Genomic DNA, 22,154 nt, shown 5'->3' with positions numbered 1-22,154 from the left:
GGTTATGTGCAGAGTTTAGCTCAGCCCTTGAGCTTCTCGGCAATCCAGATCGTGTGGCGGGTACCCTTGTTGCCATGGGCAAATACCTGCACTTCCTCGGCCTTGAAACCGGCCTTCTTCAATTTGTCGGAAAACTGCCGGTCGGCGCTGGCCGACCACACGGCGAGCACGCCTTTGGGGCGCAGGGCCTTGGCGCAGGCATTCAGACCGGCGGCGGAGTACAGCCAACTGTTGGCCTTCTGCGTCAGGCCTTCGGGGCCGTTGTCGACGTCGAGCATGATCGCGTCGAAGCCGTTCGGTTCGCTTTGCAGCACTTTGGCCACATCGTCCTGACGGATCACGGTGCGCGGATCGAGCAGCGGTCGCCCGGACTTTTCACCGAGCGGGCCACGGTTCCATTCGACAACGCCGGGCACCAGTTCGGCGACCACCACTTCGGCACTTTTGCCCAGATGCTTGAGCGCGGAGGCGAGGGTGAAACCCATGCCCAGACCACCGATCAGCACTCGCGAATCCGGCCGTCCGGCGACCTTGCGGCAAGGAATCTCGGCCAGCGCATCTTCGGAACCGTGCATGCGCGTGTTCATCAATTGCCCGCCGTCGCCGCCCTGGATCTTGATGACGAAATCCTCGCCATACTCGAACAGGCACAGGGCGCCACCGTTGTCAGGGATCGGCGTGGTGTCGAGCAGAACGAAACGTTTCATGGAAATCTCTACAGGGGGGAAGGCAAGCAGCCCGGTTGGGAGTAGCCTGAACGCAGACTAAGGCCAACGGAGCCCTTGATGAAGCGCACCATTCTAACGGTCATTGCCCTGGCCGCGCTCTCGATTACTGCAGTACAGGCACAGCAGACCATTCCGGTCAGTCCGTCGCCGCAACCCGGCTCGCCCGGCACCGCGACACCGACACCGTATCCGCAGATCACGCCCATCACCATTCCCAAGTCCGGTGCCGGCAGCGGCAGCCCGCCGCTGGTGCCGATCGAAATGCCCAGCCCGCCGAGCAAGGATCAACCGGTGCCGGGCATTGAACCCAATGGCACCAAGGCCAAGTCCCCCGGCGGTTAAATCTGTTGCGCCGCCAGTTGGCCGTCGGCCATGCGCAAGCGTTTCGACAGCGAGACGGCGAGGGCGCGGATGATCTTCGCGGCGATTTTCGGCGCCTCGTTGATCATCTTTTCCAGCGAGTCCTTGCCCAGGTTCAGCAACTGACAATTGCTCGCTGCGATGCACGTGGCTGAGCGCCGTTCACCGTCGAGCACCGCCATTTCACCAAACGCCCGTCCGCTGCGCAGAGTGGCCATGGTGATCACCTGACCGTCGGGCCCGGTTTTCTGCACGGCCACCTGGCCGGTGTGGAGGATGCACATGAAACTGCCGGCATCTCCCTCACGGAAAATCGCCTCGCCTTGCGCCACGGTGCTGATGCTGAAGTAGCCGGAAGCGGCGGCGAAGTCGGCCAGTTGCAATTGATCGAACAGGCCACAGTCCATCAGCCAGTCGCGGATTTCGTTGTTCAGTAAGGTCGGTTCTGACATGTCGTTGCGGTCTTTTCTTGTTGTCTCGGATTGCAGGCACTGCACATCCTTGCGGAGTATCGGCCACAGGGGGCTGCAATTAAGACCCAAGTGACCGACGGAGTTCCTCAGGCCAGCCCCAAAACCTTGAACACAAATGCATATTCGAGCGCTACGTCACGTAATCCCTGATAACGCCCGCTCATGCCGCCATGCCCGGCGCCCAGTTCGGTCTTGAGCAGCAGCACGTTGTCGTCGGTTTTCGTTGCGCGCAATTTTGCCACCCACTTGGCTGCTTCCCAGTACTGCACGCGGCTGTCGTTGTAGCCGGCGATGACCAGGGTTGGCGGATAAGTCTGCGCGCTGACGTTTTCGTACGGCGCGTAAGCCTTGATCCACTGGTAAACCTCTGGTTCCTCAGGGTTGCCCCATTCGTCGTATTCAGTGACGGTCAGCGGCAGTTCCGGGTCGAGCATGGTGTTGAGCACATCGACGAACGGCACTTCGGCAATCGCCACGCCAAACAGGTCCGGGCGCTGATTGAGCACCGCACCGATCAACAGCCCACCCGCGCTGCCACCGCTGATCGCCAGTTTTTCCGCCGTGGTGATGCCGTTGAGGATCAAGAACTCGGCGCAGGCAATGAAGTCGCTAAAGGTGTTGTGCTTGTGCTCCTGCTTGCCCGCTCGATACCAGGCTTCACCCAGTTCACCGCCACCGCGCACGTGAGCGATGGCGAATGCCATGCCGCGATCAAGCAGGCTCAGGCGGGCGTGGGAGAACCACGGGTCTAGGCTCGAACCGTAAGCGCCGTAACCGTACAGGTACAGCGGCACCGGTTTACCCACCATTTCACGTTTCATCACCAGGCTGATCGGCACTTGTGTGCCATCCGGCGCAGTGGCCCACAGGCGTTGGCTGACGTAAGCATCAGCGTCGAACGGGCCGAGTACCGGGGTTTCCTTGAGTACGGCTTGCTCGCCCGTTGCCAGGATCAACTGCCGCACCTGCGCCGGACGGTTCAACGCCTCGTAGCGCAGACGAATACGGTCACTCTCGAATTCCAGGCTGTTCTGCACATAAAGGCTGTAGGCCGCATCCGGCAATTGCACGCGATAAGGCGCCACGCCGTGTGGGTGAACTTCGATGATTGGCAGCCCCCCCTCACGCAGGCTCAGGGTCATGGCCTCGCTGTTGAGCGTCACACCATCGAGCATCACGCTGTCGTTGTGCGCGATCAGGTTCTGCCAGTCGGCTTCGCTCGGCACGACGCCAGTGTCCGGCGCCTGATACAGGGCGTAGTTGATACCGTCGCGGTTGGTGCGGATGAACCATGTCCATACGCCATCGAGCATGCCGTGATCGACGTCGTATTCGTGATCCTCGACCCGCGGCGCCAGACACGTGAACGGCAACTGCGGCTGATTGGCATCCAGCGCCCAGACTTCGCTGGTGGTCTTGCTGCCCAGCGACAACAACAACTGCTGCTCGGAGGTGGATCGGTAGCAATGCAGGAAGAAACGCCCGTCCGGCTCATGGAACACCTCTTCGGCCGCCGTACCGTCGAGACGATAACGGAACAGTTTGTGCGGGCGATGGGTGTCGTCGAGTACGCCGAAGAACAGGGTCAGGCTGTCATTGGCCCAGGTCATGCTGCCGTCGCAGTCTTCGAATTCCAGTTCGCTGACTTTGTCGTTGGCCAGCTCCTTGACGAACAGCGTGTAAATTTCGTCGCCGGAAGCATCGACACTGTAGGCCAGGCGTTGATGGTCCGGGCTGATGCTGAACGCGCCCAGGGAGAAGAAGCCGCCATTGGCCAGCACGTTCGGGTCGAGCAGCAGCTGCTCGCGGCTTTCGTCGAGGGTCAGGCTGTCGTCAGCCGGACGCGGGCAACGGTAGTGGCGGGCGTATTCGTCGCCAGCGGTGGTGCGGGTGTAATACAGGTACGGCCCCCACGGCGAGGGCAGGGACAGGTCGGTTTCGAGGATGCGGCCCTTGATCTCTTCGAACAGGCTTTCGCGCAGTTCGGCCTGATCGGCGGTTTGTGCTTCCTGGTAAGCGTTTTCGGCCTTGAGATAATCGAGCACAGCGTCGGTGTCGCGTTCTTGCAGCCAGGCATACGGGTCGGCACCGGCCGTCTTGTGGGCAATCGGGGCGCTGCTGACGTTGGCGGATTGGGGCATGGAAGGCTCTCGGACAAATTACGGAATAGGGTTTTTCGCAGCTCTGGATATCACCGCAATCTCTGTAGGAGCGAGCCTGCTCGCGATGAGGCCGGCAGCTTCAACATCAATGTCGTCTGGCAGTCCGTCATCGCGAGCAGGCTCACTCCTACAGGTCGTGTGTCTATTGGGACAAGCCTGACGGGCGAAAAGTCGTTACTATAAGCGCCTCTTTGCCTGCCTTGCCATGGACACCATGACCGAGAACGACTATCTGATCGCCTGGGGCCTCTACGCCTTTGCCGCTGTGGGCTGCCTGTTGGTATGGATGCGCCTGACCACCTGGATGTGGCGCTGGCTGCGCGAGCCGCTGCGCGTATTGATGGCGGTGTTGCTGTTCAGCCCGACCGCGATTGATCCGACGAAGGGCAAGGATGCGCCGGCCATCGCCATCACCGCGCTGGACCTGGCCTTCAAGGTCGGCAACAACGCCTGGCGGGCGATCTCCGATCTGTTCATGTACGGCATGATCGCTTTCGGCCTCTACCTGGTTTTCGTGCTGATCCGCTTCCCGATCGAACGCGCTTCCCGTGCCCGCCGCGAACAGGCCGAAGCCGCCAAGGCCGCAGCCCGCGCTGATGACCGTGACGACGATCAGCCATTCGGCGGTGCCGGTGATGATCGCTACGGCCGTCCGCCGGTGCCGAACAACCCGCAGCGCATGCGGGTCGAGCCGCGTCTGTAATCCCGAGAGTCCGCACATGTGTGAATTACTGGGCATGAGTGCCAACGTGCCGACCGATATCGTGTTCAGCTTCACCGGCCTGATGCAGCGTGGCGGCCGCACCGGCCCGCACCGCGACGGCTGGGGTATCGCTTTCTATGAAGGCCGTGGCCTGCGTCTGTTTCAGGATCCGGCGGCGAGTTGCGAATCCGAAGTCGCCAATCTGGTGCAGCGTTATCCGATCAAGAGCGAAGTGGTCATCGGCCACATCCGCCAGGCCAACGTCGGCAAGGTCTGCCTGTCCAACACCCACCCGTTCGTGCGTGAACTGTGGGGGCGCAACTGGTGCTTCGCGCACAACGGCCAGCTCGCCGATTTCACGCCGATCAAGAGTTTCTACCGCCCGGTCGGCGATACCGACAGCGAGGCGGCGTTCTGCGATTTGCTCAACCGCGTACGTGCAGCGTTTCCGGAACCGGTCGATATAGAAGTGCTGCTGCCGGATCTGGTGGCGGCGTGCGCCGAATACCGCAGCAAAGGCGTGTTCAACTGCCTGCTCAGCGATGGCGACTGGCTGTTCTGCTATTGCTCGACCAAACTGGCGCAAATCACCCGGCGGGCACCGTTCGGCCCGGCGCGTCTGAAGGATGTCGATGTGATCGTCGATTTTCAGGCGGAAACCACGCCCAACGACGTGGTCACGGTGATCGCCACCGAGCCTTTGACCGAAAACGAAACCTGGACCCGCTACGAACCGGGCCAATGGAGCCTGTGGCGACGCGGCGAATGCGTCAGTCAGGGCAAGACCGAATAAGGATTGCACCCCATGTTGCTCAGTTATCTACGGCTGGTGTTGTTTGCGGCGGGCCTGTTGATCGGTGTCCAGGTGCCGGGGTTCATCAACGATTACGCAAAACGCGTCGAGGCGCATCTGATCGAGGCGCAGACTGGCCTGCGCGGGTTTCAGGGCACTGCCGAGCAGTTTTTCAAGGGCGATTTGCAGGCGCTGGTCGCGCATTATCGCGCCAGTGAAGACCCGGTGTTTCGCAGCGATGCCGACAGCCTGAGCACTTTGCTCAATCGGCAGGTCGCGCTGGACAAGCAGTTCCAGGCGATGCAAGGCCCGTGGCACATCCGCTTCCTGCAAGTGGTGCTGGCTGCCGATCCGGATATTCGCAAGGAAACCTGGAACGGCTACAGCTACCAGATTCTGCTGACCCCGGAAGCGATGATCTGGGGCATGAGCGGCGCGTTGTTGTTGTCGTTCGGGATCGAGTGCCTGTTCCGCCTGATCGACTGGGTGGTGCTCGGCGGCCGACGCCTGCGCCAGAGCCGGCCGATCGAAGACCGCGATGTGCGCGGCCTCTGATGATCGTTCCTACGCTCTGCGTGGGAATGCCTCAACGGACGCTCCGCGTTCGGCTATTAGGGACGCGGAGCGTCCCGGGCTGCATTCCCACGCAGAGCGTGGGAACGATCAACTTAAAGTGATGTAGTCCTTGCCCACCTTGCGCGCATACCCCACCAGCACTTGCTGACACAACGTCACAATCTCCTCGACCCACTCAACCCCCACTCGCCACGACACCACCACTTGCAGGTTCGGTGGGCGCTGGTCGATATCGAGCAATGTCAGTTCGCCCCTTGCCAGCTCCTCGGCGACCAACACCGGTGGTAGAACTCCGATACCAAACCCGTCACGCAGCAACCGCGTAATCGCCGACACCGAGTTCACGCAATTCAAGCGCGGCGCTATCACGCCGCTCGCTTGCATCAGCGCCAGAATGTCTTGATGCGGCCGGGAGTTTTTCGAATAAGTGATGATCCGCTCCTGCGCCAGCTCGGCGAGGTCGGCGTAGTCGCGGTTGTAGATGGAATTGCTGGCGACGATCCAGCCCAGCGGATGGCTGGCCAGTTCCAGGCTGCGCACGCTTTCATGTCGCACCAGATCGGTTTGCAGAATCAGATCGAGAAAGCCTTTTTGCAGTTGATCGCAGAGGTTCAGCGACGTGTCCGCTACCAGCTCGATCTCGACTCGCGGATAAAGATCGGTCATCTGCGCCACCAACGGGCTGAGCCAGGTGTGAATCACCGTGTCCATCACGCCGATGCGCACCCGGCCGACCTTGCTCGAACGGGTTTCGATTGATTGCTTTAGGGCGCTCATGGTGTCGAGCATCTGCTCGGCATAGTCCAGCACTTTCAAGCCTTCGGGAGTGAGGCTGACTCCGCGAGAATCTCGCAGGAACAACTTCACGCCAAGCTCGCCTTCGAGCACTGCGATGCGGCTGGAAATCGACGCCTGGGTGGTGAACAGCTTGTCGGCGGTCAGGCGAAAACTCTTCAGCCGGGCGACCCAGACAAAGGTCTCGAGAAACTTCAGGTTCATGGCTACGGCTCGGGTGACAAATTTTTCTTATGCCTAAGGCGGGTTTTTATTCGTTGGACGCAGCAGGGCGGTGCGTCCAAAAATCGGCGCATCCGGTTCCCACGATAGGCGTCGTCGGGACTACGAACAAGACCAATAAAAGCCTGCGGAGACTTGCCATGAGTGCGCCCGACACCCTCCAACTCGCCAAGACCACGGCCCGCCCCGGCCCGTTCGACTGGTATCGCAACATCAATCAGCAGGAACGTCGCACCTTCTGGAGCTGCAAGATCGGTTACGGTCTGGACGGCATGGACACGCAAATGCTCAGTTTCGTGGTGCCGACACTGATCGCAATGTGGGGCATCACCACCGGCGAGGCCGGGCTGATTCACACCAGTACCTTGATCGCCTCGGCGATTGGCGGTTGGGTCGCCGGCATTCTTTCCGACCGCATTGGCCGTGTGCGCACGCTGCAACTGACGGTGCTGTGGTTCGCCTTCTTCACCTTCCTCTGCGGCTTCGCCCAGAACTACGAACAACTGTTGATCGCCCGCACCTTGATGGGCTTCGGTTTCGGCGGTGAATGGACGGCTGGCGCGGTACTGATCGGCGAAGTGATCCGCGCCAAAGACCGTGGCAAAGCGGTGGGCATGGTGCAATCCGGCTGGGCGCTGGGTTGGGGGCTGACCGCGATTCTGTATGCGCTGCTGTTCTCGGTGTTGCCGCCGGAAGACGCCTGGCGTGCGCTGTTCATCCTCGGCATCGTCCCGGCGATTTTCGTGATTTTCGTGCGACGTCTGGTGAAAGACCCGGAAATCTATCGCGAAGCCAAGGCGCAGCAAACGCCGGAAAACCCGGCGAAGTTCTATGAGATTTTTGCCCCCGGCATGCTCTTCACTACGTTTCGCGCCTCGCTGCTGACCACCGGTGCACTGGGCGGTTATTACGCGATCACTTCGTGGCTGCCGACCTTCCTGAAAAACGAGCGCGGCTTGAGCGTGCTCGGTACTGGCGGCTATCTGGCGATGGTGATCGTTGGGTCTTACGTCGGTTACGTGATCAGCGCTTATCTCACCGACCTGTTGGGGCGCAAAAAGAACTTCGTTCTGTTCGCCGTCGGCTCGTTCACCATTGTTTTGCTCTACACGCAACTGCCGGTCAGCAACGGTGTAATGCTGTGGCTGGGCTTCCCGTTGGGTTTCTTCGCTTCGGGGATTTTCAGCGGCATGGGCGCGTTTCTCACTGAGCTGTTTCCAACGCGGATTCGTGGTTCGGGGCAGGGCTTTTGCTACAACATCGGCCGGGCGCTGGCGGCGCTGTTTCCATTGCTGATTGGCCTGCTCAGCCAGAAAGTACCGCTGAGCATGGGTATCGGTGCGTTCGCGGCGGTGTCTTATGGCGTGGTGATTCTGGCGGCGTTGAGCCTGCCGGAAACCCGTGGCAAGCAACTGGATGCGCAGTAACTGATAACCTGCGAGGACAATACCCGATGGGTATTTGTCCTACGGATAGAAAGACAAGAAGCTACAGGAGTGTTTACCGTGAGCCGCCTGTTATTGAATTGCGATATTGGCGAGAGTTTCGGCAGCTGGACCATGGGTCTGGACGCCGAGGTCATGCCCTTCATCGATTGCGCCAACGTGGCCTGCGGCTTTCATGCCGGTGACCCGGGCATCATGCGCAAAACTGTCAGCCTGGCCCTGAGCCACGGCGTGCAGATCGGTGCGCATCCGGCCTATCAGGATCTGGTCGGTTTCGGCCGCCGTTCGATGGCGTACTCCGCGCAGGAACTGCAGGACATTCTGCATTACCAGATCGGCGCCCTCGACGGCATCTGCCGTGCCCAGGGCGGGCGGGTCAGTTACGTCAAACCCCACGGCGCGATGTACAACGACATGATGGCTAACCCGGCGCAGTTGCGTGCGGTGATTCAGGCCGTGGCGGCGTACGATCGCAATCTGCCGCTGATGCTGATGGCCATTCGCGACAACTCTGCTGCGCAGCAAATCGGCGATGAGTACGGCGTGACCCTGTGGTTCGAAGCTTTCGCCGACCGCGCTTACGACAGCGCCGGCAAACTGGTCTCGCGGCAACTGCCGGGCGCCGTGCACCACGATCCTGAAACCATCATCGAACAGGCACTGACCATCGCCCGTGGCGACAACCTCACGGCCAGCGACGGCAGTGCATTGCGTCTGCACGCCAACACCCTCTGTGTGCACGGTGACAACGCCAGTTCGGTGGCCGCCGTACAGCGCATTCGCCAGACCCTGAATCAGCAGAGCGCATCATGAATCCAAGGATTGAAGTGGTGGCACTGGATTGCCTGATGCTGCGTCTGTTCGATGAAATCGCCGAGGCCAACATGCCCTGGATGCTTGCCGCCAGCGAGCGCCTGCGGGCGGCGTTCGGCGCGCAACTGATCGATCTGGTGCCGTCCTACACGACATTGATGGTGCATTACGATCTGACGTCTTTGAGTCCGAATCAGGCGCGGGAATTGATCGCGCAAGCGCTGGTCGACCTGTCACCGAATGCGCGAGCCGGCGGCCACTGCCATGTGCTGCCGGTCTGGTATGACCTGAGCGTCGGCCCGGAATTGAGCTTGCTCGCCAAGCGCAGCGGTCTGGCGGTGGAGGAGGTGATTCGCCGGCACAGTGGCCGCGAATACCAGGTGTTTGCCTTGGGTTTTGCACCGGGATTCGCGTTCATGGGCCTGGTTGAAGAAATCCTCGCCGCGCCGCGCCTGGATACGCCGCGCAAAAAAGTCGCCGCCGGCAGTGTCGGGATTGCCGAACGGCAGACCGCCGCTTATCCCGCGGTGTCCCCCGGCGGCTGGAATCTGATCGGGCGCACGCCGGCAAAATTGTTCGACCGTCAGCGCGATGGCTACAGCCTGATGCAACCGGGCGACACCGTGCGTTTCGAAGCGGTGAGCCATGCCGAGTTCATCCGACTGGGCGGTGACGACACGCCTCTGGAGGCACTGGCATGAGCCGACTGACGATTGAGGCGAGCACGCCGCTGTGTCTGTTGCAGGATGCCGGGCGCTTCGGCGTGCGGCATCTGGGCGTGACCCAGGGCGGCGCGGCGGACTGGTGTTCGATGGGTTGGGCCAACTGGCTGCTGGGCAATGGGCTGGACGTGCCGGCGATCGAAATTACCCTTGGTGGGTTTGCCGTGGTGGCTGAGCAGGACTGCTCGCTGGCATTGGCCGGAGCCGATCTCGGCGCGCAGATCGACGGTCAGTCACTGGCGCCCTGGCGCAGTTTCAAACTGCGCCAAGGGCAGAAGTTGCAGTTTACCCAGCCGCTGCTCGGCGCCCGTGCTTATCTCGCGGCGCCCGGTGGATTCGAGGCGCCGAAGGTGTTGGGCAGCAGCGCCACGGTGGTGCGCGAAGAACTCGGCGGTCTGGATGGCATGGGCCTGCCGTTGGCCAAAGGTGCGACGCTGAGTTATCAGGGGCACAGCTTGTTGGTTCGTGAAGTGCCGATGGAGCATCGTCCGGACCTGCGGCTGAGCACTCCGCTGGACCTTGTGCTTGGCGCGCAGATCGGCCAGTTCAGCGGGCAGAGCCTGTTTGATGTGTTCAACAGTCCGTGGACGCTGGACAGTCGCGCAGATCGCATGGGCATCCGTTTGCTGGGCAAGGCGTTGCAGTATCAGGGCCGGCCGATGATTTCCGAGGGCATTCCGCTCGGGGCGGTACAGGTACCGCCGGATGGACAGCCGATTGTGCTGCTCAATGATCGGCAGACTATCGGTGGTTATCCGCGATTGGGGGCGTTGACGCCGTTGGCACTGGCGCGGCTGGCGCAGTGTCTGCCGGGGACGCAGGTCAGGTTGCGACCGGTGGTGCAGGAGGTCGCACACCGCGAGCATATCGAGTATTTGCAGCGCTTCAAAAACCGTTAAAAGCTTCGCGAGCAAGCCCGCTCCCACATTGAAACGCATGCCAACTGTGGGAGCGGGCTTGCTCGCGAAGGGGCCGTCACTGACGACGAAGATTATTTGGACAGAAACCGCATCCCTTCTTCCAGCCCGCGCAGGGTCAACGGATACATCTGATCTTCGATCAGATCCCGCACGATGTTGGTCGACGAGGTGTAACCCCACGTATCTTTCGGATACGGGTTGATCCAGATGAGCTTCTTGTATTTCTCCATGAAGCGCTGCATCCACACGTAACCGGGCTCTTCGTTCCAGTGCTCGACGCTGCCGCCGGCCTGGGTGATTTCATAGGGCGCCATCGCCGCGTCACCGATGAAGATCACTTTGTAGTCGGCGCCGTACTTGTGCAGCAGGTCCTGGGTCGAGGTGCGCTCGGAAGTGCGGCGCATGTTGTTCTTCCACACCGATTCATAAATGAAGTTGTGGAAGTAGAAGTACTCCAGGTGCTTGAACTCGGTCTTGCAGGCCGAGAACAGTTCCTCGCAGATCTTCACGTGGGCGTCCATCGAGCCGCCGATGTCGAACAGCAGCAACAGCTTCACCGTGTTGCGTCGTTCCGGGCGCATCTGGATGTTCAGCAGGCCGGCATCCTTGGCGGTGTGGTCGATGGTGCCGTCGATATCCAGCTCCTCCGCCGCGCCCTGGCGAGCGAATTTGCGCAGGCGACGCAGGGCGACCTTGATGTTGCGCGTGCCCAGTTCCACGGAGTCGTCGAGGTTCTTGTACTCGCGTTGATCCCAGACTTTCACCGCTTTGCCCTGGCGCTTGCCGGCGTCGCCGACCCGGATGCCTTCCGGGTTGAAACCGCCGGAGCCGAACGGGCTGGTGCCGCCGGTGCCGATCCATTTGTTGCCGCCGGCGTGGCGTTCTTTCTGTTCTTCCAGACGCTTCTTGAACTCTTCGATCAGCTTGTCCAGACCGCCGAGGGACTGGATCTGCGCGCGTTCCTCATCGGTCAGCGAACGCTCGAATTCCTTGCGCAGCCAATCTTCGGGAATCAGCGCCTGCAAATGATCGTCGAGCTTTTCCAGGCCATTGAAGTAGGCGCCGAACGCACGGTCGAACTTGTCGAAATGCCGTTCGTCCTTCACCAGAATCGCCCGCGACAGGTAATAAAACTCGTCCATGTCGGCGAACGTCACACGCTGCTTCAGCGCGTTGATCAGGTCGAGCAGCTCGCGCACCGACACCGGCACCTTGGCTGCACGCATTTCATTGAACAGGTTGAGCAACATGGCATCAGCCTCTTAGCGGGTGCCACGACGGCTCATGAACGCCAGACGCTCAAGCAGTTGCACGTCTTGCTCGTTCTTCACCAAAGCGCCGGCCAGCGGCGGGATGGCTTTGGTCGGATCGCGCTCGCGCAGCACCGCTTCGCCGATGTTGTCGGCCATCAGCAGTTTCAGCCAGTCGACCAGTTCCGATGTCGACGGCTTCTTCTTCAGGCCCGGCACCTTGCGTACGTCGAAGAACACGTCGAGCGCTTCGCTGACCAGATCCTTTTTGATGTCCGGGTAGTGCACGTCGACGATTTTCTGCAGGGTGGTGCGGTCGGGGAAGGCGATGTAGTGGAAGAAGCAGCGTCGCAGGAAGGCGTCAGGCAGCTCTTTCTCGTTATTGGAGGTAATGATGATGATCGGACGCTTCTTGGCCTTGATGGTCTCGTCGATCTCGTAAACGTAGAACTCCATCTTGTCGAGTTCTTGCAGCAGGTCGTTGGGGAACTCGATGTCGGCCTTGTCGATTTCGTCGATCAGCAGAATGACGCGTTCTTCGGACTCGAAAGCCTCCCAGAGCTTGCCCTTCTTCAGGTAGTTGCGCACATCGTGGACTTTCTCATTGCCCAGTTGCGAGTCGCGCAGACGGCTGACCGCGTCGTACTCGTACAGACCCTGATGGGCCTTGGTGGTGGACTTGATGTGCCAGGTGATCAACTTGGCGCCGAACGATTCGGCCAGTTGCTCGGCGAGCATGGTCTTGCCGGTACCCGGCTCGCCCTTGACCAGCAGCGGCCGCTCCAGGGTGATGGCGGCGTTGACCGCCAGCTTCAGGTCATCGGTGGCGACGTAGGCCTGGGTGCCTTCGAACTTCATCTGCTAATCCTCGAACGGTAACGCCGACCTGACGGGGCAGGGCGGGGGCGAAATAATCGGATGCCCGACTATAACGCGCACGCCGGTCGACTGTGAACGCAGACGGCTTATTCAGTCTCTGAATGGGGCGTCACATGTTGACTCAGTCTCGGCTGATGGCCAGTATTCAGGTATCGCCGATTTGGCGATAGCCTTTCGGGCGTGACGACTAAATACCGATTTCGCGACAAATACCGCGTTCAGTTGCGCGAGAAGGATCAGCCGCCGCCCCATGTTCACCTCATCGGTGGCGGCTTTGAAGTGATGCTGAGCCTTGAAACCGTTGAGGTCATGACGGGCAAGGCGCCGCTGCTGATTATCAAGGAAGCGCTGGCGTGGGTTTCTGCTCATCAAGCGCAACTGTTGGAGGACTGGAAACGATGTTACTCATGAAAAGGCCTCGTCTGTCAGTTGTGCAGGCACTGTCAGACTTTCGATTGGCACTGACCTTTATTGATGGTCAGGAACTGATTCTTGATCTGGGCCGGGATATTCACACTTATCCAGGTCTGCAGCCATTGCTCGATCCCAAAGTTTTTGCGACTGCAACAATGGATGACGACGGTTGGACAGTCGAATGGCTTGAGCCCGATATACAAATTGGTGCAAACACGCTTTATATGGATGCGCTGGCTCAAAATGCAGCAGATGAAAATACTCGAACTTTCATTGATTGGCGTGCCCGTACGGGACTGTCACTTAATCAGGCTGCGGAGGCATTGGGTGTCAGCGCTCGCAGCATCAGTCGCTACAGCAGTGGACGTGAGCCAGTTCCACGTTCATTGGCGCTGGCTTGCCTGGGCTGGGACTCGTTACAGCAAAATTCGACGATGGCAGCAGAGGAGTCTGGTCGCTACATTGTCAATCGAAAGCCTTAACCCGCATCCGGCTTGGGCCGTTCATACCGGGCATTGAAGGCCTGAATAAAGCCATTGCGCAAAATCTGCAAAAACGCCTCGAACGCGTTGATATTTTGCTGATGCACGTTGCCACTGAGTTCGACTTTTGTAGCGAACTGGTTTTTCGCCTGATTCTTCAACACGGTTTCCGTGCCACCCACCAGTGCCTCCCAGACTGAGCGGAAGATGCTCTTGTTCTGGTTTTCCACGTCCTGCTGCCAGTTGAACACTTCGACGTCGCGCAGCAGTGGCTTGATGTAGCCGCTGACCTGGGCTTTTTTCGCCTGGGCCTCAATGACCACGTCGCCATGGCCGGCGTTGAAGTCGAACTTGCCGTAGGCCGAAGCGAAGTCGTTCATGCGTTTGAGCTCGATGTCACGGGCACGCAGGCGGAACTGGAAGTCTTCGAAGTTGCTCAATGGATCGAAGGTGGCACTGGTTTCCAGTGGCGCATGCCCAAGCAACAGGGCCTTGCCTTCGAAACGCGCGTCGCGCTTCCCCTGTTTGTCGACCACGTTGGTCAGGTTGTAGATGCTCGCGTCGACGTTGGTGGCATTCATGTTCACCGGTGGCTGGGAGTTGAAGTTGCGGAAGCTGATTTTGCCGTCGTTGATCTGCACTTCGTCGAGAGTAATGGGCAGCAGTTTGCCCAGTTGCGCGCGCCAATCAGTGCCTTTACCGGTCTGCGAGTTCTGCTTGTTGGCGCCACCGTCGACGAAGTTCACCTGCGGTTTGAAGAACTTCACTTGCGCCACGACTGCATGGTCGTACCACAGTGAATGCCAACTGACAGCGAGGTCGATCAACGGCGCATCGACGAACGGCACCGGCACCTTGCCGTCGGCCTTGACGATTTTCAACCCGTTGATCCTGTACGCCCCGCGCCACAGCGCCAGATCAACGTCAGTGATCTGCCCACGGTAATCGCCCATGTTCGCCAGTTTGTCGTTGAGGTAATCGCGCACAACGTACGGCAACGCGATGTGCAGGGCGATCAGCAACACGACGATGACGGCGAAAATCCCTAATGGCCAGCTGTAGCGACGCTTCATGACGGTATTTCCCGGACGGTGTAAGCGATTGACTGCCCGTGGCCGCAGACGTTCGCCCCGACTGGACTGTGCTGGTCAACAGGCTTACCTTGGAAGGCTGAATTCAACGCTGCATAAGGACCCAGCCATGAGCCGTATTTTCGCTGACAATGCCCATTCCATCGGTAATACGCCGCTGGTGCAGATCAACCGCATCGCGCCGCGCGGCGTGACCATTCTGGCCAAGATCGAGGGGCGCAACCCCGGTTATTCGGTCAAGTGCCGGATCGGCGCCAACATGATCTGGGACGCCGAAAGCAGCGGCAAACTCAAGCCGGGCATGACCATCGTCGAGCCGACTTCCGGTAACACCGGCATTGGTCTGGCGTTCGTCGCCGCTGCCCGTGGGTATAAATTGATGCTGACCATGCCGGCGTCGATGAGTATCGAACGTCGCAAAGTGTTGAAAGCGTTGGGCGCGGAGCTGGTACTGACCGAGCCGGCCAAAGGCATGAAAGGCGCCATCGAGAAGGCCGCCGAGATTGTTGCCAGCGACGCGGACAAATACTTCATGCCGGCGCAGTTCGATAACCCGGCCAACCCGGCGATTCACGAAAAGACCACGGGTCCGGAAATCTGGAACGACACCGACGGCGCGGTCGATGTGCTGGTGGCTGGCGTCGGTACGGGCGGAACCATCACCGGCGTTTCGCGGTATATCAAGAATACCCAGGGCAAACCGATTCTCTCGGTGGCGGTAGAGCCGATGGCATCACCGGTCATTACGCAAGCGCTGGCCGGCGAGGAAATCAAGCCAAGCCCGCACAAGATTCAAGGCATCGGTGCCGGGTTTGTGCCGAAGAACCTTGATCTGGCCATGGTTGACCGGGTCGAGCAGGTCACCGACGAAGAGTCCAAGGCCATGGCTTTGCGCCTGATGCAGGAAGAAGGGATTTTGTGCGGCATCTCTTGCGGTGCGGCGATGGCCGTGGCGGTGCGTCTGGCGGAAACGCCGGAAATGCAGGGCAAGACCATTGTGGTGATCTTGCCGGACTCGGGTGAGCGGTACCTGTCGAGCATGCTGTTCAGTGATCTGTTTACCGAGCAGGAGAACCAGCAGTAAACCGTTAGCGCAAAAGATCGCAGTGCAGGCTGCGATCTTTTGATCCTTGACTCAGGTCAGCCGCCGTTCAGCACCGTTATGTTAATAAATGCTTTATTGCGCAATTCTTAACACTGAATATTAGGTTGAACGGGTTTTTCCCCGGGCCGGTAGTGTTTATCATGGCCGGCTGCCATGCCGGGTAAAGGGCATCGCGCAGTGTTGTCTTTATTCAAGGAGTCGTTGATGACCTTTTCGTTAGCCGCCAAGGTGTTGGTGTTGCTGCTGTTTGTGGGCAGCATCCTTTACGTGCATTTGCGCGGCAAGGCGCGCCTGCCCGTGCTGCGCCAGTTCGTCAACCACTCGGCGCTGTTCGCCCCGTACAACGCTTTGATGTACCTGTTCTCCGGCGTGCCGTCCAAGCCGTATCTGGACCGCAGCAAGTTTCCTGAACTGGATGTACTGCGCGATAACTGGGAAACCATTCGCGACGAGGCGATGCACCTGTTCGATGAGGGCTACATTCGCGCCGCCGAGAAGAACAACGACGCTGGTTTCGGCTCGTTCTTCAAAAAGGGCTGGAAGCGTTTTTACCTCAAGTGGTACGACAAACCGCTGCCTTCAGCCGAAACCTTGTGCCCGAAAACCGTGGCGCTGGTCAGCGCGATTCCCAACGTCAAGGGCGCGATGTTTGCGCTGTTGCCGGGTGGCAGTCACCTCAACCCGCACCGCGACCCGTTTGCCGGTTCCCTGCGTTATCACCTGGGGCTGTCCACACCGAACTCTGACGATTGCCGGATTTTTGTCGACGGCCAGGTTTACGCCTGGCGCGACGGTGAAGACGTGATGTTCGACGAGACCTACGTGCACTGGGTCAAGAACGAAACCGAAAAGACCCGGGTCATCCTGTTCTGCGACATCGAGCGTCCGCTGAGCAACCGCTTCATGACGCGCATCAACCGCTCGATCAGCGCCTGGCTCGGCCGTGCGACTGCTCCGCAAAACCTTGATGATGAACGTGTTGGCGGGATCAATCAGGCCTACGCCTGGAGCAAGAATTTCAGCGACAAATTCAGTGGCGTCGTCAAACAGTGGAAACGCCGTAACCCCAAGGCCTACCGCATCATGCGCCCGATCCTGGCCGTGGTGGTGCTGACGTTGCTGGGGTATTGGTTGTTTGGCTGAGGCTGAATCAGGCAATAAAAAAACCGCTCCTTGTGAGCGGTTTTTTTGTATGCAGATAAAACTATAGCCGCCCATCGGCGAGTACATCTGGCTCTTCAGTTTCAGTGCCCGTTACCAGTAAATGCAGCAGACGCCTCTGACTCGCGGTGAGCGTTACCTCGGCGGATTTTCTACCGCGAGAAAGTATGTCTTTTCTGGAGGAAAGCTTTTTTGTTGATTTGCTCATTTTTCCACCAGCGTTGATCGTTAATTGAACAGTTTTCACGATACTAGGTTCTCCAAGGTTTTGACAAGGCGGCCCCCAGCGTCGAAGTCGAAGCCAAGCTCTTGATAGTGGGAAATTGCGCCCCTTGAAGGTTCTTGAATCTCGAGAACCTTGCTGCCAATGAGCTGGGCGTATCGTTCAATCACAATCATCGCCAGTGCGCCGATACGTTTTTTTAACGGATGGGGTTCGAAGGGACGTCCCTCCAGACGCACAATTCGTATTCTGTTTTTGCTCGCATTTGGATTCGCGAAACACAGCCCGCAAAGCTCCTCTTCAAACCAGATAGCGATGTCCAGAGATAAGGGCTCTCGCCCCTTCCACTCAACGACCTCACTCCACCAAAAGTGCTGGTCTTTCCAGAGCGTTGATGCTTGCAGCGCTTGCTGGTCGATCGGTTCGAAGCGAACTTTCGATAAATCGATGGCAGTAGGGCCATGGCATTCCAACTGATGCTGTAATTGGAGAATGACGATAGCGGCCTGCTGTCGAGCCTCTGACCGATACAACTGATACCGCAAATACGTCCGTTCTCTTGGCATATGATTTCGAGCATTCCATGTCTCCCCATCGATAGGTGTAGCCGTTGCTCAACAGCCTATTCAGCGCTCATGCATCCGTCGCTACTGGCCCTTTGTCCAAATCATTGCAATCCATGTCCCGCGCTGGTTATAGTCGGCGCTCGTGAGCCGCACGGCTCACTGTCCAACCCTTCAAAAAAGATCTGCCCCAATGCCTGCATCCCTCATCAACGCGGTAGTCGATTCAGCGGTCAACGCTGGCGTCGTGCCGTGCGGGAATCAGCAGCCAAAGCAGATCAGTCACTACCCCCCACCTGTCAGTAGCACGCCGGTGTGCGCAGTCGTATCACCGCCGGGCGTTGGCGTTTCGGGCTGATCGGCAGTTTCTGCTGACCCCTGCGCCCGCCAGAAAAACCTACTGAATTTCAGCTTCGGCTGAGTTGGCTTTTTGCCTGACTACAGGTGGTATTCATGTTTGTCCTTTCGAAAAAAACCGCGCTCGCGGCGGCGTCCACGAGCCTGTTCGTTCTGCTGTGGAGCAGCGGGGCGATTTTCTCCAAGTGGGGGCTGGCCCACGCCTCGCCGTTTGCCTTTCTGCTGATCCGTTTTGTCATTGCCCTCTGCGGGCTGGTGTTGTTGGTGCCAGTGCTCAAACTGAAGTTGCCCAAGGGCGGCAAGCCGATGCTGTATGCGCTTGCCACGGGTGTGGTGTTGTTGGGCGCTTATCAGATTTTCTATCTGCTGGCCCTCAACACCAAAGTCACCCCAGGCGTGATGGCGACCATCATGGGCGTGCAGCCGATCCTCACTGTGGTGCTGATGGAACGGCAGCGTTCGGCGAGCCGTCTGTTCGGCCTGGCGCTGGGGCTGGCGGGGCTGATCATGGTGGTTTACCAAGGCATCGGTCTGGCCGGGATGTCCGTGGCGGGGATGCTGTTTGGCCTGCTGGCGCTGGCGAGCATGACGCTGGGTTCGATCATGCAGAAACGCATCACTGACAATCCTCTCGGTACGCTGCCGGTGCAGTACCTGGCGGGGCTGTTGCTGTGTGGAATCTTCGTGCCGTTCCAGCCATTCCACTTCGAACACAGCGCCGGTTTCATCGTGCCGGTGTTGTGGATGGGGCTGGTGGTGTCGGTGCTGGCGACGCTGTTGCTGTATCGCCTGATCGCACGGGGCAATCTGGTGAATGTCACCAGCCTGTTCTATCTGGTCCCCGCGGTGACGGCGGTGATGGATTACCTGATTTTCGGCAATCGCCTTGCCGCACTGAGCGTGCTGGGAATGCTGCTGATCGTTGTCGGGTTGGCGTTCGTTTTCCGTAAATCTGCTTAAGCGTTGCACATGAAAAAGGCCCGGGAGGTGACTGCCGGGCCTTTTTTCATCTGTCGATTATCGTGCAGTGTTTTCTGTCGGCTTCACCACCGCAGGCTTCAACACCAGCCAAAGCGCCAGCGCAATCAACACCCCGCCATACAAGTGCGCCATCGACAGCGGCTCATCCAGCAACAACGCGCCCCACAACACGCCGAACGCCGGGATCATGAAGGTCACGGTCATCGACTTCACCGGGCCGATGGAGCTGAGCAGGCGGAAGTAAATGATGTAGGCGAACGCCGTGCAGCCCAGGCCCAGGCCCAGCAGCGACAGCCAGACATTCCAGCCGCCCCAGCTGACCGGTGGCTGAGTGATGACGCTGTAGCCGAACAACGGCAGAAGGAACAGCGACGCGCCAAGCATGCTGCCGACCGCCGAGAGTCGGCTGTCGAGTCCGCCGCTGTGATCCAGCCAGCGCCGGGTGAGAAAACCGGCGAAACCGTAGCACGTGGTGGCGAGCAGGCAGGCGAGGGCGCCCATCAGCAACTCCAGGTCGAAAGCCACGGGCCCGGCGCGCGTCAGCACGCCGACACCGAACAGCCCGAGGAACACGCCGGTCAATTTCGCGACTGTGAGTTTTTCACTGAAGAACAGTCCGCCAATCAACACGCCCATCAGCGGCGTGGTGGCATTGAAGATCGCCGAGTAACCCGCCGGCAGCACTTGAGCGGCCACCGAATACAGCGTCGCCGGAATCCCCGAGTTGATCACCCCCAGCAACATCACGGTCTTCAGCTTGCCTTTGAAGTCCCAGCTGATGCGCATCAGGCCGAGGATCACCAGCAGACCGACGGCCGCGATCGACACGCGAAAGAACGCCGTCGGAATCGTGCCGATCACCGGCGCAATAATGCGCATGAACAGAAAACTCGCGCCCCAGATGGCTGCCAGCGACAACATACGGAAAATATCGACAGGGCTCACGGCGGCCTCCTTCCTTGATCGGGACGAGAGTGTTGCCGAGCGCCTTGTCGAAGGCAACCGCTAATCAGGCATTTAACTTTTCGCTTAAATCACAAACCGCGTAACCAGGCCATTGAGGTCGACTGCCAGACGCGACAGTTCCTGGCTGGCGGCAGACGTTTGCGTGGCGCCGGCAGCGGTTTGTGTCGAGAGGTCACGGATGTTCACCAGATTTTCATCGACCTCACGCGCCACCAGCGCCTGTTGCTCGGCGGCGCTGGCGATCACCAGATTGCGCTGGTTGATCTGCGAAATCGACGCGGTGATTTTTTCCAGTGCCTGCCCGGCGCTGTTGGCGCGACGCAATGTCTGCCCGGCCTGTTCGGCACTGCTTTGCAGCGCACTGACCGTCGCGCCGGTGCCGTGCTGGATACTGCTGATCATCAGCTCGATTTCTTCGGTGGAGTTCTGTGTCCGTTGCGCCAGCGAGCGCACCTCGTCAGCCACCACCGCAAAACCGCGCCCGGCCTCACCGGCACGCGCGGCCTCAATGGCCGCGTTGAGCGCCAGCAGATTGGTCTGTCCGGCGATGCCGCGAATCACCTCCAGCACCTTGCTGATGTCCTGGGCTTGCGTGGCGAGACCTTCGGCCTGCTCCGAAGCGCCGAGTACCGCGCTGACCAATTCCTGAATCGAGTTGATGGTCTCACTGACCTGAACATGACCGTGCTTGCTGTCTTCGTTCGAGGCCTGAGAGGCTTCGGCACTCGACACTGCGTTGGCTGCGACTTCATCCACCGCCGTGCTCATTTCGGTGACAGCGGTGGCCGCCTGTTCGATTTGATCATTCTGCTGCTGCAGGCCTCGGGTGCTTTGCTCCATCACCGAGCTCATTTCCTCGGCGGCGGACGCCAGTTGCTGGGCGGATTCGCTGATGCCGCGAATGGTCGAGCGCAAATTGATCTGCATATTGGCCAGGGCGTCGAGCAACTGCGCGGCTTCATCCTTGCCCGCACTGACGATCTGGCCACTGAGATCGCCCGAAGCAATCCGCCGTGCCACATCCAGGGCCTGATTGATTGGCGTGGTGATGCTGCGGGTCAGCAGCCAGGCCAGCAACAAGGTGGCGATCAACGCGATGACGATGATGCTCGCGACGATCCACAGTGCGCGCTGGTACATCTCGGCTGCTGCGTCGGCGGCAGCATCGGCGCCTTGCTGGTTGAAACTGATCATCTGTTCGAGCAGCTTGTCGAGTTCGCTGCCCTGTGGCGCCAGCTCATTGTTCAGGCGGGCGTAGGCTTGTTGATCCTGGCCTGCATCGATCTGGCCGATGATCTGCTCAAGAATGCTGATGTAACGGGCGGCGCCGGCACTCAGGTTGTCGAGCATCAGGCGTTCCTGCTCGTTCGTCAGCAGGTCTTTATGGTCGTTGAGGCGTTTGAGCAATTCCTCGCGTTGCGCCTTGATGATGCTTTTGCTCTTGTCACGGCTGGCAGGCTGGTTATTGGCGATCAGACGCAGGGATTCGAGGCGAATGCTGGCGATATTCGCCGCACTGTCATGAATGCTCTCGATGCTGGGCATCCAGGACTCTTCGATCACGGCGGCGCTCTCGCGCAGGGTCTTCATTTGTCCCAGGCCAAACAGGCCGACCACGACCAGCAGGCCGGCCAACACGGCAAAACTCAAACTGGCGCGCAAACCGATGCGCAGATTCCGGATAGACATCAATGTGCTCCTTGATCTTTGAGGGAGAGGTCGTCCTCGTGAACCGAGGATCTTGTTGTCAGGCGGGTAATGGCGGGCTGTATATCAAAGTGCCACTATTTTGGTAAGACCAATCCGGTTGCTCTCAAGTCGCGGCTTATCATCAATCGCCCACACGCGAGCTAGAGAGGTGGATGCTGGATTGGATCCCAAAGCCAGAGAATCCGTGGGCTGGCGGTGGCCGGCAGAGAGCACCAGAAAGGCTGTTTATTGACCGAACGGTCGATTAAAAAAACTTTGAT

At 59.5% G+C, this 22,154-nt stretch carries 22 protein-coding genes and 2 pseudogenes; 13 read left to right on the top strand and 11 right to left on the bottom strand.

Annotation, left to right across the window (positions count from 1 at the left end):
• Positions 1-20: 20 nt before the first annotated feature.
• The gene (locus F2P67_RS19810; RefSeq protein ID WP_166222642.1) at positions 21-707 is read right to left on the bottom strand and encodes a spermidine synthase; all 687 of its coding nucleotides are present in this window, start codon (positions 705-707) and stop codon (positions 21-23) included.
• 78 nt (positions 708-785) lie between these two features.
• Between F2P67_RS19810 and F2P67_RS19805 the strand changes: the two genes are divergently transcribed.
• A complete protein-coding gene (locus tag F2P67_RS19805; protein WP_166222640.1) occupies positions 786-1,070 on the top strand; it encodes a superantigen-like protein SSL4 in 285 nt (94 codons plus the stop codon).
• On the opposite strand, the gene F2P67_RS19800 is transcribed toward F2P67_RS19805, so the two are convergent.
• Together F2P67_RS19800 and F2P67_RS19795 are read right to left on the bottom strand one after the other, a co-directional pair.
• A complete protein-coding gene (locus F2P67_RS19800; protein ID WP_166222638.1) occupies positions 1,067-1,540 on the bottom strand; it encodes a cyclic nucleotide-binding domain-containing protein in 474 nt (157 codons plus the stop codon). The genes F2P67_RS19805 and F2P67_RS19800 overlap by 4 nt on opposite strands.
• 107 nt (positions 1,541-1,647) lie before the next feature.
• A complete protein-coding gene (locus F2P67_RS19795; RefSeq protein WP_166222636.1) occupies positions 1,648-3,702 on the bottom strand; it encodes a S9 family peptidase in 2,055 nt (684 codons plus the stop codon).
• 226 nt (positions 3,703-3,928) lie between these two features.
• Between F2P67_RS19795 and F2P67_RS19790 the strand changes: the two genes are divergently transcribed.
• From F2P67_RS19790 to F2P67_RS19780, 3 genes are read left to right on the top strand one after another with little or no spacing between them, the layout of a single operon-like run.
• Positions 3,929-4,426 (top strand): MFS transporter, encoded by a 498-nt coding sequence (locus F2P67_RS19790; RefSeq protein ID WP_166222634.1) that lies wholly within the window; start codon positions 3,929-3,931, stop codon positions 4,424-4,426.
• A 16-nt stretch (positions 4,427-4,442) separates the two neighbouring features.
• Entirely contained in the window at positions 4,443-5,219 is a 777-nt protein-coding gene (locus F2P67_RS19785; RefSeq protein WP_100847538.1) for a class II glutamine amidotransferase, read from the top strand.
• 12 nt (positions 5,220-5,231) lie between these two features.
• A complete protein-coding gene (locus F2P67_RS19780) occupies positions 5,232-5,774 on the top strand; it encodes a DUF2937 family protein (protein ID WP_166222632.1) in 543 nt (180 codons plus the stop codon).
• Positions 5,775-5,882: 108 nt separating this feature from the next.
• On the opposite strand, the gene F2P67_RS19775 is transcribed toward F2P67_RS19780, so the two are convergent.
• Complete coding sequence (locus F2P67_RS19775) at positions 5,883-6,794, bottom strand: LysR family transcriptional regulator (RefSeq protein WP_166222630.1); 912 nt, start codon at positions 6,792-6,794, stop codon at positions 5,883-5,885.
• Between the two features lie 158 nt (positions 6,795-6,952).
• On the opposite strand from F2P67_RS19775, the gene F2P67_RS19770 reads away from it, so the two are divergent.
• The 4 genes from F2P67_RS19770 (at position 6,953) to F2P67_RS19755 (ending at position 10,691) form a co-directional block, all read left to right on the top strand.
• On the top strand, positions 6,953-8,239 hold the full coding sequence (locus F2P67_RS19770) for an MFS transporter (protein WP_166222628.1): 1,287 nt from the start codon (positions 6,953-6,955) through the stop codon (positions 8,237-8,239).
• 78 nt (positions 8,240-8,317) lie between these two features.
• Entirely contained in the window at positions 8,318-9,070 is a 753-nt protein-coding gene (locus tag F2P67_RS19765; protein WP_166222626.1) for a 5-oxoprolinase subunit PxpA, read from the top strand.
• Entirely contained in the window at positions 9,067-9,771 is a 705-nt protein-coding gene (gene pxpB, locus F2P67_RS19760; RefSeq protein WP_166222625.1) for a 5-oxoprolinase subunit PxpB, read from the top strand. Before F2P67_RS19765 ends, pxpB begins: the two co-directional genes overlap by 4 nt.
• Positions 9,768-10,691: a 5-oxoprolinase subunit C family protein gene (locus tag F2P67_RS19755; protein ID WP_166222624.1), complete on the top strand. Its 924-nt coding sequence runs from the start codon at positions 9,768-9,770 to the stop codon at positions 10,689-10,691. The genes pxpB and F2P67_RS19755 overlap by 4 nt, the downstream gene beginning before the upstream one ends.
• A gap of 92 nt (positions 10,692-10,783) precedes the next feature.
• Here the strand turns inward: F2P67_RS19755 and F2P67_RS19750 are convergent, their stop codons facing one another.
• Both F2P67_RS19750 and F2P67_RS19745 read right to left on the bottom strand, forming a co-directional pair.
• Positions 10,784-11,962 (bottom strand): vWA domain-containing protein, encoded by a 1,179-nt coding sequence (locus F2P67_RS19750; protein ID WP_007956512.1) that lies wholly within the window; start codon positions 11,960-11,962, stop codon positions 10,784-10,786.
• A 12-nt stretch (positions 11,963-11,974) separates the two neighbouring features.
• Positions 11,975-12,820, bottom strand: coding sequence for an AAA family ATPase (locus F2P67_RS19745; protein WP_007911294.1), 846 nt, complete (start codon positions 12,818-12,820; stop codon positions 11,975-11,977).
• Positions 12,821-13,021: 201 nt separating this feature from the next.
• Here F2P67_RS19745 and F2P67_RS19740 point away from each other — a divergent pair, with 201 nt between their 5' ends.
• Positions 13,022-13,252, top strand: a complete 231-nt coding sequence (locus F2P67_RS19740; RefSeq protein ID WP_166222623.1) for a DUF4160 domain-containing protein — start codon at positions 13,022-13,024, stop codon at positions 13,250-13,252.
• Positions 13,240-13,737, top strand: coding sequence for a helix-turn-helix domain-containing protein (locus F2P67_RS19735; protein WP_166222622.1), 498 nt, complete (start codon positions 13,240-13,242; stop codon positions 13,735-13,737). Before F2P67_RS19740 ends, F2P67_RS19735 begins: the two co-directional genes overlap by 13 nt.
• Here the strand turns inward: F2P67_RS19735 and F2P67_RS19730 are convergent.
• A complete protein-coding gene (locus F2P67_RS19730) occupies positions 13,734-14,810 on the bottom strand; it encodes a DUF748 domain-containing protein (RefSeq protein WP_166222621.1) in 1,077 nt (358 codons plus the stop codon). The two genes, F2P67_RS19735 and F2P67_RS19730, sit on opposite strands and share 4 nt — an antisense overlap.
• 127 nt (positions 14,811-14,937) lie before the next feature.
• Between F2P67_RS19730 and cysK the strand changes: the two genes are divergently transcribed.
• Both cysK and F2P67_RS19720 read left to right on the top strand, forming a co-directional pair.
• A complete protein-coding gene (gene cysK, locus F2P67_RS19725) occupies positions 14,938-15,912 on the top strand; it encodes a cysteine synthase A (protein ID WP_166222620.1) in 975 nt (324 codons plus the stop codon).
• A gap of 225 nt (positions 15,913-16,137) precedes the next feature.
• The gene (locus tag F2P67_RS19720) at positions 16,138-17,076 is read left to right on the top strand and encodes an aspartyl/asparaginyl beta-hydroxylase domain-containing protein (RefSeq protein ID WP_166222619.1); all 939 of its coding nucleotides are present in this window, start codon (positions 16,138-16,140) and stop codon (positions 17,074-17,076) included.
• A 261-nt stretch (positions 17,077-17,337) separates the two neighbouring features.
• Here the strand turns inward: F2P67_RS19720 and F2P67_RS19715 are convergent, their stop codons facing one another.
• Positions 17,338-17,862 (bottom strand): hypothetical protein, encoded by a 525-nt coding sequence (locus F2P67_RS19715; protein WP_343045165.1) that lies wholly within the window; start codon positions 17,860-17,862, stop codon positions 17,338-17,340.
• Positions 17,863-18,333: 471 nt separating this feature from the next.
• Here F2P67_RS19715 and F2P67_RS19710 point away from each other — a divergent pair, with 471 nt between their 5' ends.
• Positions 18,334-19,197, top strand: coding sequence for a DMT family transporter (locus tag F2P67_RS19710; protein ID WP_166222616.1), 864 nt, complete (start codon positions 18,334-18,336; stop codon positions 19,195-19,197).
• A gap of 57 nt (positions 19,198-19,254) precedes the next feature.
• Here F2P67_RS19710 and F2P67_RS19705 read toward each other — a convergent pair whose 3' ends face one another.
• The 3 genes and pseudogenes from F2P67_RS19705 to F2P67_RS28125 form a co-directional block, all read right to left on the bottom strand.
• The gene (locus F2P67_RS19705; RefSeq protein ID WP_166222615.1) at positions 19,255-20,163 is read right to left on the bottom strand and encodes an EamA family transporter; all 909 of its coding nucleotides are present in this window, start codon (positions 20,161-20,163) and stop codon (positions 19,255-19,257) included.
• A gap of 84 nt (positions 20,164-20,247) precedes the next feature.
• Positions 20,248-20,844: pseudogene (locus F2P67_RS28130) on the bottom strand (methyl-accepting chemotaxis protein); the annotation flags it as partial.
• Positions 20,845-21,105: 261 nt separating this feature from the next.
• Positions 21,106-21,873, bottom strand: a pseudogene (locus F2P67_RS28125) (MCP four helix bundle domain-containing protein); the annotation flags it as partial.
• Positions 21,874-22,154: the final 281 nt, after the last annotated feature.

The sequence above is a fragment of the Pseudomonas atagonensis genome (assembly GCF_011369485.1).
Classification (GTDB): Bacteria; Pseudomonadota; Gammaproteobacteria; order Pseudomonadales; family Pseudomonadaceae; genus Aquipseudomonas; species Aquipseudomonas atagonensis.
Note: the sequence above shows the minus strand (reverse complement) of the source record. Positions and strands in the feature narration are given on the sequence as shown.

Coding starts and splice junctions, on each gene's coding strand:
- F2P67_RS19810 (WP_166222642.1), bottom strand. CDS start 707: ATGAAACGTTTCGTTCTGCTCGACACCACGCCGATCCCTGACAACGGT.
- F2P67_RS19805 (WP_166222640.1), top strand. CDS start 786: ATGAAGCGCACCATTCTAACGGTCATTGCCCTGGCCGCGCTCTCGATT.
- F2P67_RS19800 (WP_166222638.1), bottom strand. CDS start 1,540: ATGTCAGAACCGACCTTACTGAACAACGAAATCCGCGACTGGCTGATG.
- F2P67_RS19795 (WP_166222636.1), bottom strand. CDS start 3,702: ATGCCCCAATCCGCCAACGTCAGCAGCGCCCCGATTGCCCACAAGACG.
- F2P67_RS19790 (WP_166222634.1), top strand. CDS start 3,929: ATGGACACCATGACCGAGAACGACTATCTGATCGCCTGGGGCCTCTAC.
- F2P67_RS19785 (WP_100847538.1), top strand. CDS start 4,443: ATGTGTGAATTACTGGGCATGAGTGCCAACGTGCCGACCGATATCGTG.
- F2P67_RS19780 (WP_166222632.1), top strand. CDS start 5,232: ATGTTGCTCAGTTATCTACGGCTGGTGTTGTTTGCGGCGGGCCTGTTG.
- F2P67_RS19775 (WP_166222630.1), bottom strand. CDS start 6,794: ATGAACCTGAAGTTTCTCGAGACCTTTGTCTGGGTCGCCCGGCTGAAG.
- F2P67_RS19770 (WP_166222628.1), top strand. CDS start 6,953: ATGAGTGCGCCCGACACCCTCCAACTCGCCAAGACCACGGCCCGCCCC.
- pxpB (WP_166222625.1), top strand. CDS start 9,067: ATGAATCCAAGGATTGAAGTGGTGGCACTGGATTGCCTGATGCTGCGT.
- F2P67_RS19755 (WP_166222624.1), top strand. CDS start 9,768: ATGAGCCGACTGACGATTGAGGCGAGCACGCCGCTGTGTCTGTTGCAG.
- F2P67_RS19750 (WP_007956512.1), bottom strand. CDS start 11,962: ATGTTGCTCAACCTGTTCAATGAAATGCGTGCAGCCAAGGTGCCGGTG.
- F2P67_RS19745 (WP_007911294.1), bottom strand. CDS start 12,820: ATGAAGTTCGAAGGCACCCAGGCCTACGTCGCCACCGATGACCTGAAG.
- F2P67_RS19735 (WP_166222622.1), top strand. CDS start 13,240: ATGTTACTCATGAAAAGGCCTCGTCTGTCAGTTGTGCAGGCACTGTCA.
- F2P67_RS19730 (WP_166222621.1), bottom strand. CDS start 14,810: ATGAAGCGTCGCTACAGCTGGCCATTAGGGATTTTCGCCGTCATCGTC.
- cysK (WP_166222620.1), top strand. CDS start 14,938: ATGAGCCGTATTTTCGCTGACAATGCCCATTCCATCGGTAATACGCCG.
- F2P67_RS19720 (WP_166222619.1), top strand. CDS start 16,138: ATGACCTTTTCGTTAGCCGCCAAGGTGTTGGTGTTGCTGCTGTTTGTG.
- F2P67_RS19710 (WP_166222616.1), top strand. CDS start 18,334: ATGTTTGTCCTTTCGAAAAAAACCGCGCTCGCGGCGGCGTCCACGAGC.